The sequence below is a fragment of the Actinomadura sp. NPDC047616 genome (genome assembly GCF_040642915.1).
GTDB classification, from domain to species: Bacteria; Actinomycetota; Actinomycetes; order Streptosporangiales; family Streptosporangiaceae; genus Spirillospora; species Spirillospora miaoliensis.
Genome location: NZ_JBEYTB010000012.1, coordinates 134653 through 148339, shown reverse-complemented (window position 1 = coordinate 148339; position 13687 = coordinate 134653). Strand labels below are relative to the sequence as shown.

General features: G+C 73.8%; 14 protein-coding genes. 11 read left to right on the top strand and 3 right to left on the bottom strand.

Annotated features, from left to right (window positions below; genetic code table 11):
* Positions 1–144: 144 nt before the first annotated feature.
* The 7 genes from ABZ801_RS27245 (at position 145) to ABZ801_RS27215 (ending at position 5145) form a co-directional block, all read left to right on the top strand.
* The gene (locus ABZ801_RS27245) at positions 145–759 is read left to right on the top strand and encodes a disulfide bond formation protein DsbA (RefSeq protein ID WP_360702846.1); all 615 of its coding nucleotides are present in this window, start codon (positions 145–147) and stop codon (positions 757–759) included.
* Positions 760–882: 123 nt separating this feature from the next.
* Complete coding sequence (locus ABZ801_RS27240; protein WP_360702843.1) at positions 883–1578, top strand: energy-coupling factor ABC transporter permease; 696 nt, start codon at positions 883–885, stop codon at positions 1576–1578.
* Positions 1579–1592: 14 nt separating this feature from the next.
* Positions 1593–1904, top strand: coding sequence for a PDGLE domain-containing protein (locus ABZ801_RS27235; RefSeq protein ID WP_360702840.1), 312 nt, complete (start codon positions 1593–1595; stop codon positions 1902–1904).
* The gene (gene cbiQ, locus ABZ801_RS27230; RefSeq protein WP_360702837.1) at positions 1905–2669 is read left to right on the top strand and encodes a cobalt ECF transporter T component CbiQ; all 765 of its coding nucleotides are present in this window, start codon (positions 1905–1907) and stop codon (positions 2667–2669) included.
* Positions 2670–2683: 14 nt separating this feature from the next.
* Positions 2684–3496 (top strand): ABC transporter ATP-binding protein, encoded by an 813-nt coding sequence (locus ABZ801_RS27225; protein ID WP_360702834.1) that lies wholly within the window; start codon positions 2684–2686, stop codon positions 3494–3496.
* 147 nt (positions 3497–3643) lie between these two features.
* A complete protein-coding gene (locus tag ABZ801_RS27220; protein WP_360702831.1) occupies positions 3644–4585 on the top strand; it encodes an ATP-binding protein in 942 nt (313 codons plus the stop codon).
* Positions 4586–4668: 83 nt separating this feature from the next.
* On the top strand, positions 4669–5145 hold the full coding sequence (locus ABZ801_RS27215; protein WP_344952634.1) for a ribose-5-phosphate isomerase: 477 nt from the start codon (positions 4669–4671) through the stop codon (positions 5143–5145).
* Between the two features lie 43 nt (positions 5146–5188).
* On the opposite strand, the gene ABZ801_RS27210 is transcribed toward ABZ801_RS27215, so the two are convergent.
* Entirely contained in the window at positions 5189–5410 is a 222-nt protein-coding gene (locus tag ABZ801_RS27210) for a hypothetical protein (protein WP_360702827.1), read from the bottom strand.
* A gap of 269 nt (positions 5411–5679) precedes the next feature.
* Here ABZ801_RS27210 and ABZ801_RS27205 point away from each other — a divergent pair, with 269 nt between their 5' ends.
* Entirely contained in the window at positions 5680–6795 is a 1116-nt protein-coding gene (locus ABZ801_RS27205; protein WP_344952631.1) for a PP2C family protein-serine/threonine phosphatase, read from the top strand.
* Between the two features lie 111 nt (positions 6796–6906).
* Here ABZ801_RS27205 and ABZ801_RS27200 read toward each other — a convergent pair whose 3' ends face one another.
* The gene (locus ABZ801_RS27200; RefSeq protein WP_360702823.1) at positions 6907–8331 is read right to left on the bottom strand and encodes a protein kinase; all 1425 of its coding nucleotides are present in this window, start codon (positions 8329–8331) and stop codon (positions 6907–6909) included.
* 395 nt (positions 8332–8726) lie between these two features.
* Between ABZ801_RS27200 and ABZ801_RS27195 the strand changes: the two genes are divergently transcribed.
* The 3 genes from ABZ801_RS27195 (at position 8727) to ABZ801_RS27185 (ending at position 12604) form a co-directional block, all read left to right on the top strand.
* The gene (locus ABZ801_RS27195; RefSeq protein ID WP_360702820.1) at positions 8727–9257 is read left to right on the top strand and encodes an NAD(P)H-dependent oxidoreductase; all 531 of its coding nucleotides are present in this window, start codon (positions 8727–8729) and stop codon (positions 9255–9257) included.
* A 230-nt stretch (positions 9258–9487) separates the two neighbouring features.
* Complete coding sequence (locus ABZ801_RS27190; RefSeq protein ID WP_360702817.1) at positions 9488–10876, top strand: HAMP domain-containing sensor histidine kinase; 1389 nt, start codon at positions 9488–9490, stop codon at positions 10874–10876.
* 153 nt (positions 10877–11029) lie between these two features.
* Positions 11030–12604 (top strand): carboxyl transferase domain-containing protein, encoded by a 1575-nt coding sequence (locus tag ABZ801_RS27185; protein ID WP_344952623.1) that lies wholly within the window; start codon positions 11030–11032, stop codon positions 12602–12604.
* A 24-nt stretch (positions 12605–12628) separates the two neighbouring features.
* On the opposite strand, the gene ABZ801_RS27180 is transcribed toward ABZ801_RS27185, so the two are convergent.
* A complete protein-coding gene (locus tag ABZ801_RS27180) occupies positions 12629–13684 on the bottom strand; it encodes an SRPBCC family protein (RefSeq protein WP_360702814.1) in 1056 nt (351 codons plus the stop codon).
* Positions 13685–13687: the final 3 nt, after the last annotated feature.

Here is a 13687-nt window from a genome sequence, read left to right as displayed (position 1 = left end):
GGTTAGTCCATGTCTACCAACCGGCCGGGTCCCGGGTCCCCGCAGCACGGTCATCGGTTTCCCCGGGTTCGCCGGGGAATGGCCGCACGGGCCGCCGGGTTGGCCCGAATGACCCCTGAACCTCGCAGGCAGAGGAGGCCCGCTTTGTCGGAATCCGCCCGTACCCCGGTCGACTTCTGGTTCGACCCGCTGTGCCCGTGGGCGTGGATCACGTCCCGCTGGGTGCTGGAGGTGGCGAAGCACCGCCCGATCGAGCCGCGCTGGCACGTGATGAGCCTGTCCGTGCTCAACGAGGACAAGGACATCCCCGACGACTACCGGCGGATGCTGAAGGACGCCTGGGGCCCGGTGCGCGTGTGCATCGCCGCCGAGCAGAAGTACGGCGGCGAGGTCCTCGGCCGTCTCTACACCGAGATGGGCACGCGCCGCCACCACGATCGGCGCAAGTTCGACCGGGAGATGATGGAGGAGGCCCTGGCCGCGGCCGGCCTCGACCCCGCCCTGGCGGCCGCGGCCGAGTCCACCGAGTACGACGAGGCCCTGCGCGCCTCCCACAAGGACGGCATCGACCGCGTCGGCCAGGAGGTCGGCACACCGGTGATCGAGGTCGAGGGCTCGGCCTTCTTCGGCCCGGTCGTCACGCCGATTCCGCGCGGGGAGGACGCCGTCAGGCTGTGGGACGGGGTGCGCCTCGCCGCCTCCGTCGACGGCTTCTTCGAGTTGAAGCGCACCCGGACCCGGGACCCGATCTTCGACTGAGCGCACGCCGCGGCCGCCGTCACCCGTCACTCACCGGCGGCGCCCAGGTAATTGCAAGCATCTTGCAGCTACCAGGAACGTGCATCACACTGTTCCTGCTGATTCGTACAGGTAGGTGGTGACATGCACGTACCGGACGGGTTCATCAACGCCCCGGTGTCCGTGGCGGCGGGAGTGGTGGCCGTCGGCGGGGTGGCGGTGGCGCTGCGCGGCGCCCGGCGTGAGCTGGACGACCGCACCGCGCCGCTGGCCGGGCTGACGGCCGCCTTCGTGTTCGCCGCGCAGATGCTCAACTTCCCGGTCGCCTCGGGCACCAGCGGGCATCTGCTCGGCGGGACGCTGGCGGCGATACTGGCCGGCCCCTACACGGCGGTGCTGTGCATGGCGGTGGTGCTGGGGATGCAGGCGCTGCTGTTCGCCGACGGCGGGCTCAGCGCGCTCGGCGTCAACATCACGATCATGGGGCTGGTCACGGTCGTCGTCGGGTACGGCACGTTCCGGCTGCTGCTGCGGGTGCTGCCCGCCACCCGTCCGGCGGTGACCGGCGCCGCGTTCGGGTCCGCGCTGGTCTCGGTGCCCGCCTCGGCCGCCGCGTTCACCCTGGTCTACGCGCTCGGCGGCACCACCGAGGTGCCGCTCGGCACGGTCGCGGGCGCCATGGTCGGCGTGCACGTGCTCATCGGCATCGGCGAGGCGCTGATCACCTCGCTGACCGTGTCCAGCGTGCTGGCGGTCCGTCCGGACCTGGTGTACGGGGCGCGCGGCCTGCTGCGCAGGCCGGAACTGCGCACGCGCGCCGCGTCGGGCGCCGGAGCCTGAGAGGCGGGGAGATCATGACCACCAAGCGTTTCTTCGTCGTCGCCCTGCTGGTGTCGCTCGTGCTGGCCGGGGGTGTCAGCTACTACGCCAGCAGCCAGCCCGACGGCCTGGAGAAGGTCGCCGCCGACAAGGGCTTCGACGCGGGGGAGAAGGACCACGCGCTCAAGGACTCCCCGCTGGGCGACTACGGCGTCAAGGGCGTGGACAACGCCCGGCTGTCGGGCGGGCTGGCCGGGGTGATCGGCGTGGGCGCCGTGCTGGTCGTGTCCGGCGGGCTGTTCTGGGCGGTGCGGCGCCGCCGGGCCCACGCGGACGCGGACGCCTAGATGGGCGCCGGCCACGCGCACCGCCTCTACCTGCCCGGGGCCTCGCCCGTGCACCGGCTGCCGCCGCAGTGCAAGCTCGTGGCGGTGCTGGTCTTCGTGCTGGCCGTGGTCGCCACGCCGCGCGAGCGGATCTGGGCGTTCGCCGGGTACGCGCTGCTGCTGGCGGCGGTCGCGGCGGTGGCGCGGGTGCCGTACGGGCTGGTGCTGCGGCGGACCCTGATCGAGTTGCCGTTCGTGGCGTTCGCCCTGCTCATGCCGTTCGTGGCGAGCGGGGAGCGGATCTCCTGGCTCGGGCTCTCGGTGAGCGAGGCGGGGCTGTGGGGCGCCTGGAACATCCTCGCCAAGGGCACCCTCGGGGTGGTCGCGTCCATCCTGCTGGCCGCCACCACCGAACCGCGCCTGCTGCTGCTCGGCGTCGAGCGGCTGCGCATGCCGCAACTGATCGTCCAGATCGCCGCGTTCATGCTGCGGTACGCCGACGTGGTCACGGGGGAGCTGCGCCGGATGCGGATCGCGCGGGCCTCCCGCGGATTCGAGGCGCGCGACCTGCGGGACGCGGGCGTGCTGGCGCGGTCCCTGGGGGCGCTGTTCCTGCGGTCGTACGAGCGCGGGGAACGCGTCCACCTGGCCATGGTCAGCCGCGGCTACGACGGCCGCATGCCGGCGCCGCAGGACGTCGGCGCCACCGCCGTCCAGTGGACGGCCGCCGCCGCGCTGCCGGTCGCCGCCGCCCTGATCGCCACGGCCGCCTGGATCACCCCATGACCTCGGAGCGTTCCATGACCACCTCGGACGAGCGGACGGCGGCGACGGATCCCGCCGCTGAGCAGGACGACGCGGCGCCCCCCTCGCTGGAGGTACGGGGCCTGGCGTACGCCTACCCCGACGGCACGCAGGCCCTCTACGGCGTCGACGTCACCATCCGGCGCGGCGAACGCGTGGCCCTGCTGGGCCCCAACGGCGCGGGCAAGACCACGCTCGTCCTGCACCTCAACGGGATCCTGCACGGCGGCCTGGGGTCGGTGCGCGTCGCGGGCCTGGAGGTGGACGCCAAGGACAAACGGACGCTGCGGGAGGTCCGCCGCCGGGTCGGCATCGTCTTCCAGGACCCCGACGACCAGCTGTTCATGCCGACCGTCCGCGAGGACGTGGCGTTCGGCCCCGCCAACATGGGCCTGCGCGGCGACGAGCTGGACCGCCGCGTCCGGGACGCGCTGGAACGCGTCGGCATGCTGGCGGCCGCCGACCGGCCGCCGCAGCACCTGTCGTTCGGGCAGCGCCGCCGGGTCGCGGTGGCGACCGTCCTGGCGATGGAGCCGGAGATCCTGGTGCTGGACGAGCCGTCCTCCAACCTCGACCCGGCGAGCCGCCGCGAGCTGGCGGAGATCCTGCTGTCGCTGGACGTGACGGTGCTGATGGTCACCCACGACCTTCCGTACGCGGCCGAGCTGTGCCCGCGTTCGCTGATCCTGTCCGGCGGGATCATCGCCGCCGACGGCCCCACCCCGGACCTGCTGTCCGACGCGGGCCTGCTGGCCGCCCACCGCCTGGAACTGCCGTTCGGGTTCGATCCCGCCGCCATTCCCCGCTGACGCCCCCCCCGGGACGCCCGCCCCACGGACCGCCGCCGCGCGCCGGCGGTCCATTTCGGCGTTTTCCGCTTGAACGCACGGCGACGCGTCGTAGACTCGGTGTCACCTGAAAGTGGCAACGGTTTTCATTCCGATTCGGGGGTTTTCGTGAAGGTAGCCTTCGTCGGCAAGGGCGGCAGCGGCAAGACCACCCTGTCCTCGCTGTTCGTGCGGTTCCTGGCCGACCGCGGACTGCCCGTGGTGGCCGTCGACGCCGACATCAACCAGCACCTGGGCGTGGCGCTGGGCCTGGACGAGGGCCGGGCGGCCAAGATCCCGGCGATGGGCGACCACCTGCCGCGGATCAAGGAGTACCTGCGGGGCGCCAACCCGCGGATCTCCTCGGCGGCGGCGATGGTCAAGACGACCCCGCCCGGCGCCGGCTCACGGCTGCTGCGGCTGCGCGGCGACGACCCGATCCACGCGCTGGGCGAGGACGTCGACGGCGTCACGCTGCTGGCCACCGGGCCGTTCAACGACGACGATCTCGGCGTGGCGTGCTACCACTCCAAGACCGGGGCGGTCGAGCTCTACCTCAACCACCTGGTCGACGGGCCCGGCGAGTACGTGGTCGTCGACATGACCGCGGGCGCCGACACCTTCGCCTCCGGGCTGTTCACCCGCTTCGACCTGATGTTCCTGGTCGCCGAGCCCACCCGCAAGGGCGTGGGCGTCTACCGCCAGTACACCGAGTACGCCCGCGACTATGACGTCGCCATCGCGGTCGTCGGCAACAAGGTGCAGGGCGACGACGACGTCGCCTACCTGCGCGAGCACGTCGGCGACGACCTGCTCACCTGGCTCGGCCAGTCCGCCGCCGTGCGCGCGCTGGAGCAGGGCCGCCACGGCGTGCCGCTGGAGGTCGGCAACGAGCGGGCCCTCGCCCGCATGCTCGCCGCCGTCGACGCCCGGGACAAGGACTGGGACAAGTACCAGCGCCAGGCCGTCGAGTTCCACGTCAAGAACGCCCGCAGCTGGGCCAACCGCGCCGTGGGCGAGGACCTGGAGGCCCAGGTCGACCCGGGCTTCCGCCTGGCGCCCGCCCGCTAGCCCGCCGTCGTCCCCTCCGGGGCGGCCGACCTTGCTCGGGGGCGGGGTCCGCGGTGCCGCGCGGGCCTGCGAGAATCGGGCCCATGCGCGTGTTTCTTGGATGCGACCACGCCGGCTTCGAGCTGAAGGAGCACCTGGTCGCCTGGCTTTCGGCCAACGGTCACGAGCCCGTCGACTGCGGGGCGTTCGTCTACGACGCCGTCGACGACTATCCGCCGTTCGTGCTGAGGGCCGCCGAGCGCACCGCGGCGGAGCCGGGGACGCTGGGCATCGTCATCGGCGGCTCGGGCAACGGCGAGCAGATGGCCGCCAACAAGGTCAAGGGCGTGCGGGCGGCCCTGGTCTGGAACGACGACACCGCCCGGCTCGCCCGCGAGCACAACGACGCCAACGTGATCAGCATCGGCGCCCGCCAGCACGACCCGGAAACGGCCACCCGGTTCGTGCGCCTGTTCCTGGAGACGCCGTACTCGCAGGAGGAGCGGCACACCCGCCGGATCCGGATGATGAGCGACTACGAGCGCACCGGCGAGCTGCCGCCGATCTCCGTGGAGAGCTGACCCGGCCAGCGGGCGGCATCGCCGCCCCGCACGGCCAGGGCGCTCATTGGGGCCTGCGCACGCCGCCGCCGCGTTTACCGAGGCGGCGGCGTTCGTTCTTCGACGCTCGCGACCGCTTGGAGGCGTCCGCGGCGTCGGCCGCGCCCCCCGGGGGCGACGCCTGGTTCGGCGGGTTGGGCGGGTCCTCGTCGTCCGGCACGGACCGGGACACGTCGCGTGCCCGCATCGCCGCGTCGACCGTGATCCGCATGCTGGGCTGGCCCACGTCCACCTCCTGGGGGTCGCGCGACGCGGCGGAGCCGTCTCTTCCGCGCCGCGGGGGGCGTGGGGGGCGTCCCCCACACAAAGCGGTTCGAGGTGGACACCATTGGACACCATGCGGCGGGGCGCTCGGCAAGACTCCGGGCCTGATGATCACCGAGCGTTACAGGCCGACATGTCGGGGCTGTCAAGTGCCAGTCTGGACCGTTGTAACAGGTCGTCCATGGCGCGGATGTCCGTCGGCACCGCCTGATGCCAGATACAGTGCCGGAGATGCTTCAACGTCTGGTCCACCTGCTTCCGCCGGGAGTCCGCGCCTTCCTGCGGCGGATTCCGCTGCTCGTGCGGATCTACGGGTGGCTGCGGCGGGGCAAGGCCGTCCGTGAACGCTACGTGTTCACGGCCCTGGCCGTGCTGGCGGTCGGGCTCGGCCTCGCGGCCACCGAGTCAAGGGCCTGGGCACCGCCCGCCGCCCTGGTCCTGACCGTGGTCGCCGGCGGGCTGCTGCTCAAGGTGCGCACCCTGGTCGCGCTGCTCGCGGTGGTCGTGGCCATGACCGCCTACAACGCCGTGGACGACCCGGCGGAGGTCGGTCCCGGCACGATCGCCACCCTGCTGATCACGGCGGTGCTGGCGCTCACCCTGGCCCGCACCCGCCAGCAGCTCGGCGTGCAGGGGCTGCGCGGCGACTCGATGCTGCTGGAGCTGCGCGACCGGCTGCGCCGCCAGGGCGAGCTGCCCGAGCTTCCGGGCGGCTGGGAGGCGCAGGTCGTGATGCTGCAGGCCGGCGGCTCTTCCTTCGGCGGCGACTTCGTGGTGTCCGCCCGCACCGGCGACACCCTGGAGGTGGCGTTGGTGGACGTGTCGGGCAAGGGCACCGACGCGGGCACACGGGCGCTGATGCTGTCCGGGGCCTTCGGGGGACTTCTTGGATCGGTCCAGCCGGACCGGTTCCTGCCCGCGTGCAACGACTACCTGCACCGCCAGCGCTGGGACGAGGGGTTCGTCACGGCCGTCCATCTGGTCCTCGACCTGTCCACCGGCGAGTACACCGTGGAGTCGGCCGGGCATCCCCCGGCCGTCCAGTTCGACTCCGGCACCGGCACCTGGCAGGTCAACGCCGCCAAGGGCGTGGTGCTGGGCGTCGTCCCGGACCTGCGCTGCGAGCCGGAGCAGGGCACGCTGCGCCCCGGCGACGCGCTGCTGCTCTACACCGACGGCCTGGTCGAGTCGCCGGGTCGCGATCTCGACGCGGGCATCGACCGGCTGCTGGGCGAGGCCGAGCGCCTGGTCCCGCAGGGCTTCCGCAAGGGGGCCAGAGAGCTGGTGCAGACGATGGCCGCCGCGCGGGACGACGACTGCGCGCTCGTCCTCATCTGGCGCAACTGAGCCCCGAGGCGTCCGCGTCCGCGCACGCGGGTCCCAGGCGACCCTCGAGTCGCGGGCGTCCGAGCCTTTCACGCCTCCGTTCCCCCAAGCCGTTCCCGGCGTTCCCGCTGGTCAGGGGCGGCGCTGGTCGCGTTCGGCCGCACCCCGGCCCGCGCCGGTGCCCTTGGCCTTGAGGCCCTTGCCCTTGACGTTCCCGTCCGTGACGTCCGTGTCCGTGACGCGCGTGTCCTGGTCGCGCTCGGCGATCTTTCGGGGCGGCTTCGCCGGCCGGGCGGTCCTGAGCGCTTTGTGCGGGCGCTGCGTGGGCGTCCGCGCGACCTGCCGTCCGGTCGCGGGCGGGTCGGCGGGCGCGGGCCTGCCGGTCAACGGCGCGCCGGGGGCGCGGGCGGGGGTGACGTCGCGGTCCTGGCCGCCCAGGCCCATGATCAGCCCGCCGACCAGCACCGCCGCGACGGCGGCCCCCGCCCCGGCGAGGACGCGGACGCGGGCGGTCGACCGCGCGCCGACGTGCCGGATCAGGCCGAACGCCTCGGTGTCGGGGCCCTCGTCGTCCTGGGCCGGACGCGGCCGCGGCGCTGCCACGGCCGCCCCGTTCACCGCGCGACGCGGCGGCGGCACCGGGGAGGACGCCCTGCCCGGACCCGGTTTGTCGGCGACGGGGGAGACGGGCGTGCCGGGCTGGCGGACGAGCGTGAGCATCAGGTCGGCCGTTGGCGGCCGCACGGCCGGGTCCTTGGCCAGCGCGGCGCGCACCACCGGCTCCAGGGCCGGGGGCAGTTCCGACAGGTCGGGCTCCTCGCGCATCACGCGCAGGGCGACCTCGGTCGGCTGGCCCTCGCCGAACGGCAGCCGGCCCGTCCCCGCGTAAACGATCAGGCAGCCCCAGGCGAACACGTCGGCGGCCGGCGTGGCGGCGCCGCCGGACAGCACCTCGGGCGCCATCCAGCCGGGCGTGCCGAGCACGGTGCCGCCGGTGGTGACCGTGGACGGGGAGTCCTGCGCGCGGGCGATGCCGAAGTCGATGACCCGGCAGCCGGACAGGGTGAGCATCACGTTGGCGGGCTTGAGATCGCGGTGCACCAGGCCCGCCGAGTGGATGGCGGCCAGCGCCGACGCCACGCCCACGGCCACGCCGTGCAGGTCGTCGGGCGGCAGCGGGCCGCCGGTGGTGATGCGGTGCTGCAGCGACATGCCGCCGACGTACTCGCTGACGATGTACGGGCGGCCCTCCTCCTCGCCGTGCGCCAGCACCCGCGCGGTGCAGAACGAGGCGACCCGTCCGGCCAGGACGGCCTCGTCGCGGAACCGGCGCCGGTAGGACGGCTGCGCGGACAGATGGGGATGGATGGTCTTGACCGCTACCCGCCGGTTGGAGTCCGGATCGCAGCCCAGGTAGACGGTCCCCATGCCGCCCGCGCCGATCCGGCCGAGCAGCGGATAGCCGCCCACCGCTCGGGGGTCGGCGGGCTCCAGGGGGCGTACGTCGTCGGGCGGGGAGCCGGTCGCGTGCGGGGAGCCGGTTGCGTGCGCTTCCATGCCGTACCTCGTGACCCCTTTCGACACCTGCATTCCGGCCTTCCCCGATCGCGTCCAAGTATGGTGCCGCATCCCCGATCGAGGGGGGACGTACGCGCAAACGTGGGAGGAAACGTGATCGTCACCTCGATGTAGCACTGAGTGCATGAACATCGGGCACAGTGGTTCGTGGATCGGCAACCGGCCGGCCTCGCCGGATCCTCCTCGGCGCGCGAGGCGCCGGTTGGCGGCACCGAAGGCGATGTCCGCGCGGACGGCACCCCAGGGGTGGGAGGTATCGTTCGCGCGGACATCGATCCGTTTCTCCCGTGTTCTCCCAGCTCAGATGCCGGACGGGGAACGCCGGGGCGCAAATCATGCAATACCCATTGACTTTGTAGGAAATCGGCGCCAGGATGACGGACGTGAGCTTCACGGTCATCGTCGGCAACCCCCGTCCCGCCTCCCGGACCGCGACCGCGGCGGCCGCCGCCGCCCGCGCCGTGGCCGAGGCGGCCGGGCTCCCCGACGCCCCCGACGTCGTCGACCTGTCGGCGCTCGGGCCCGCGCTGCTGGACCATCCCGCGCCGCCGGCCGTGACCGACGCGCTCGACCGCGTCCGCGCGTCCGACCTGCTGCTGGTCGCCAGCCCCACCTACAAGGGCACCTACACCGGGCTGCTCAAGGTCTTCCTCGACCTGCTGCCGCACCGGGCGCTGTCCGGCAAGGTGGCGCTGCCGCTGCTGGTGGTCGGCGCGCCGCAGCACGCGCTGGCCGTGGAGGTCCACCTTCGACCCCTGCTCGTCGAGCTGGGCGCGACGGTCCCGACACCGGGGCTGGCGCTGCCGGAGGAACGGCTCGTCGCTCCCGACGCCGTGCTGGCGGAGTGGGCCGGGCAGGTCGTCCCCGCCGTCCGGGGCGCTCCAGCGGCGGGGACTGTCCGGTGACCGGGGCGGTGTTGGCACGGCCCGTCCCGGTCACCGGCGACGTCCCCGCAGGTCACGGCGCATCCGCAGGCCGCGCAGAGGATGCCGTGCGGTCAGGTTTCGCCCCGCTGTCCCTCGGTTATAACCGGACCTGCTGATCGTTCGGTTTTCCCGTTTCGGCAGGCCCCCGGCCCTCGGGAACCCGTCGACGCATCCAGTCGTAGGCGGTCGGGGACGGGAGGGCGCCGCGCATGCCACGTCGCCGACTGCGCTGCCCGCCCCCGTCGGAGTGGTCGCTGCGGATGCGGGTGACGGTCGCGGCGACCGTCATCATGGGCTGCCTGCTGTCGCTCGGCCTGGTCGGCTTCTACCTGGTCCTGCACTGGACCCTGCAGGACCAGGTGAGCCAGCGCGGGCGCGAGGCCCTCTACGACCTGGCCGCCATCGTCCGCCTGCACGACCCCCGGGGCGAGGACGTGCTGCGGACGCAGGTGGACGGGTTCATCCTGCTGCAGTCGGTGGACGACCAGGACCGGGTGCTGGCCGCCAGCGCGCCGCTGGCCGGGTACCCGCCGATCTCCCAGCTCCGTCCGTCCCGCCCCGGGGAGATCGTGAGCGAGCACCTGACCGTCCGCGGGGTCCGCAACAAGATCTACGTCTCGGCCACGCGGGTGCGGGCGCGCGCCGGATGGCGCACCGTCTACGCCGGGGCGCCCGAGTACAGCTACACCCCCGTCCAGCGGCTGCTCGCGGCGTCCCTGGGCGCGGGCGTCCCGCTGTCCATGCTGGTGATGGCCTGGCTCGTGTGGACCGCGGTGCGGCGGGCGCTGGCGCCGATGCGGACGATGAGCTCCGAGCTCGCCGCGATCAGCGGGGGCGAGCCGTACGGGCGGGTGTCGGTGCCGGGCGGGCACGACGAGATCGCCCAGCTGGGCGAGGAGATCAACCTGGCGCTGATGCGGCTGCAGCGGACGGTGGAGCGGCAGCGCGCGTTCACCGCCGACGTCTCGCACGAGCTGCGCAGCCCGCTGACCGGCCTGCGGGCACAGCTGGAGGACGCCCTGGAGCATCCCGAGGACGAGCAGTGGCCCGTGGTGGCGCGCGCCGCCCTGGACGACGCCGACCGGCTGCAGCGCATCGTCGCCGACCTGCTGCTCATGGCCCGCCTGGAGGCGGGCGTGCAGATCGAGCGGCGCCCGGTGGACCTGGGCGAGCTGGCCCGCGAGGAGCTGGCGCGGCGGCGCGGCGAGGTGCCCATCGAGCTGTCGGCGGAGCCGGGCGTGGTGGTGCTGGGCAGCCCCGACCACCTGCGCCGGCTGCTGGTCAACCTGCTGGACAACGCCGAGCACTACGCCCGCTCCCGGGTGTGGGTGCGGGTCCGCGCCCCCGAGCCGCGGGCCGCCGAGCTGGAGGTCCTCGACGACGGCCCCGGCATCGCCCCCGAGGACCGCGAGCGGGTGTTCCTGCGCTTCCAGCGGCTCGGCGGGACCCGGCGGCGCGAGCACGGCGGCACCGGCCTCGGCCTGCCGATCTCACGCGACATCGCCATCGTGCACGGCGGCAGCCTGCACGTGGTCGACAGCGAGCAGGGCGCCCGCCTCCTCCTCCGCCTTCCCCTGGCCCGTCCCCCCGACCGCTGACCCGTCCCATCCCGCCCCTGCGCGGACGCCCCCACGGCACACGCCACCCCCTCGCCTCACACGCTGATCATTCGCTGGACACACCGATCCCTGCGGCGCATGACGGGTGGCCGGGTGGGGGCGGGGGTTGACCGTCCCGCTACGCTTCGGGACATGAACGGCGGGCCGCGATCACGACCGTCCCGTTCCTCCGGCGCGGCCCCGGCCGAGCGGTCCTTCGGCGGCGCTCGGCGCGGCGTGCGGGCCGCGGCGCTGGTCGCCCACGTCCTCGATCCCGGCAGCTGGGTCTCCTGGGACCGGCCGCCGGCCGCCGTCGCCGAACCCGGCTCGCCCTACGCGCGGGAGCTGGCGGCGGCCCGCGAGCGCAGCGGCTGCGACGAGGCCGTCATCACCGGCGAGGGACGGCTGCGCGGACGGCGCGTGGCGTTCGTGGTGTCGGAGTTCGCCTTCCTCGCCGGGTCGATCGGCGTGGCCACCGCCGACCGGATCGTCGCCGCCGTGGAACGCGCGACCCGCGAACGGCTGCCGCTGCTGGCCGCGCCGTCGTCCGGCGGCACCCGCATGCAGGAGGGCACGGTCGCGTTCGTGCAGATGGCCCGGATCGCCGCCGCCGTCATGGCGCACCGCGCGGCCGGGCTGCCCTACCTGGTCTACCTGCGGCATCCCACCACCGGCGGGGTGCTGGCGTCCTGGGGGTCGCTCGGGCACGTCACCGCGGCCGAGCCGGGGGCGCTGATCGGCTTCCTCGGGCCGCGCGTCCACGAGGCGCTGCGCGGCGAGCCGTTCCCGGACGGCGTGCAGGTCGCCGAGAACCTGGCCGCCAAGGGCGTGGTGGACGCCGTCGTCGGCGTCGACGAGCTGGCCGAGAGCACCTCCCGCGCGCTGAACGTGCTGTGCGGCGCCCCCGCGCCGCGCACACCGCCGCCCGCCGCGGAGTCCCTGGCGACGTTCTTCGAGGAACCGCCGGACGTGCCCGCCTGGGAGTCGATCTCCCGGTCGCGGCGTCCGGAGCGGCCCGGCGTCCGCGACCTGCTGCGCCACGGCGCGTCCGACGTGACGCCGCTGTCCGGGACGGGCGCGGGCGAGGCCGATCCCGGGCTGCTGCTCGCGCTCGCCCGCTTCGGCTCGGCGCCGTGCGTGGTCGTGGGCCAGGACCGGCTCAGCCAGCGCTCCGGCCATCCGCTCGGGCCCGCCGGGCTGCGCGTCGCCCGGCGCGGCATGCGGCTGGCCGCCGAGCTGGGCCTGCCGCTGCTGACCGTGGTGGACACGCCCGGCGCGGTGCTGTCGGCCGAGGCGGAGGAACGCGGCCTGGCCGGGGAGATCGCCCGCTGCCTGGCCGAGCTGATCACGCTCGCCGCGCCGACGCTGTGCCTGCTGCTCGGCGAGGGCACCGGGGGAGCGGCGCTGGCGCTGCTGCCCGCCGACCGGGTGCTGTGCGCCCGGCACGCCTGGCTGTCGCCGCTGCCGCCCGAGGGCGCCTCGGCGATCGTGCACCGCACCACCGCCCGGGCAGCCGAGATGGCCACGGCCCAGGGCGTGCGTTCCGGCGACCTGCTGCGCGACGGTGTCGTCGACGCGGTCATCGCCGAGCGTCCCGACGCCGCCGACGAACCCGGCGCGTTCTGCGCCCGCCTCGCCGTCGTCCTCGAACACGAGCTGGCGAGCCTGCCCGCCGTCGACCACTCCGCCCGCGCGGCCCGTCACCGCCGGCTCGGCCGGACGGGCTGACCGCCGCGGACCGCGTCGCGGTGCTCAGACCTCCTCGTACTCGCGCTCCTCGGCGCGCTCACCCTCGCGGCGCGGCTCCTCGGGGGCCGGCTTCTCCTCGCCGCCCTCTTCGGCGACCGCGTCCTCGTGACTCACGACGACCTCGCTGTCGCGGATCTCGCCGCGCCATCCGTGGAGTTCTTCGGGGTGGGTGATGACGTGGGTCATGAGGTGGCGCCGGAAGTGTTTGAGTTCGAGTCGTACGCGGCGTCCCTGGGCGCGCCAGATGTTGGCGGTCTTCTCGAAGAATCCTTTGGGGTGGTATTCGAGGGAGAGCAGGACGCGGGTCATGTCGGGTGTGAGTTCGTGGAAGGAGACGCTGCCGTCGACGTGGCCTTTGGCGCCTTTGGACTGCCAGACGATCTGTTCGTCGGGGATCTGCTGGGTGATGGTGGATTCCCAGCTTCGGGTGGACCAGAAGATCTGGGCGGTCCAGTTGAGTTTCTCGTCGGTCTCCTGGTTGACGCTGATGACCTTCTTCATGAAGGAGGGGAAGTCCTGGAACTGGGTCCACTGGTCGTAGACCATCCGGCGGGGCGCGCCGATGTCGATGTGCTCGACGATGTTGGTGACCTTGATCTTCTTGCCGCCGCCGCGTCCGCCGCGTCCCATGACCTTGCCGAGCAGGCCCTTGAGCCGGCCGGGGCCCTTGCCCTCCTTCTTCTCGCCGCGGGCCGCCTCCGGCTCGCCCTCCGCCGCCTTCTCGGTCTCGGCCGGGGCCTCGGTCGTGGCCCCGGAGACCGCGGACTTGGCCGCGGACACCGCCGACTTCGCCACGGAACCGGCCGCGCCCGCCGGGCTCTCCTCCTTCTCGCGCTGGCTGAGGCGGCCGATCACCCGCGCGGCCGCGATCGCGGCACCGACCCCGAGCAGCGCCCCGCCGGCCGCGCCCGTGGTGCGGTTGATGGGGATCGGGATCTTTTTCCCGCCCGCGGTCAGGATGTCGGTGACCCGGTCGACCGGCGACTGCTTGCCGCCGACCGGTAGCCGTTTGGCGAGCCGTCCCATCACCAGCCGGCTCGTCCCCTTGGGCAGTTTCATGAT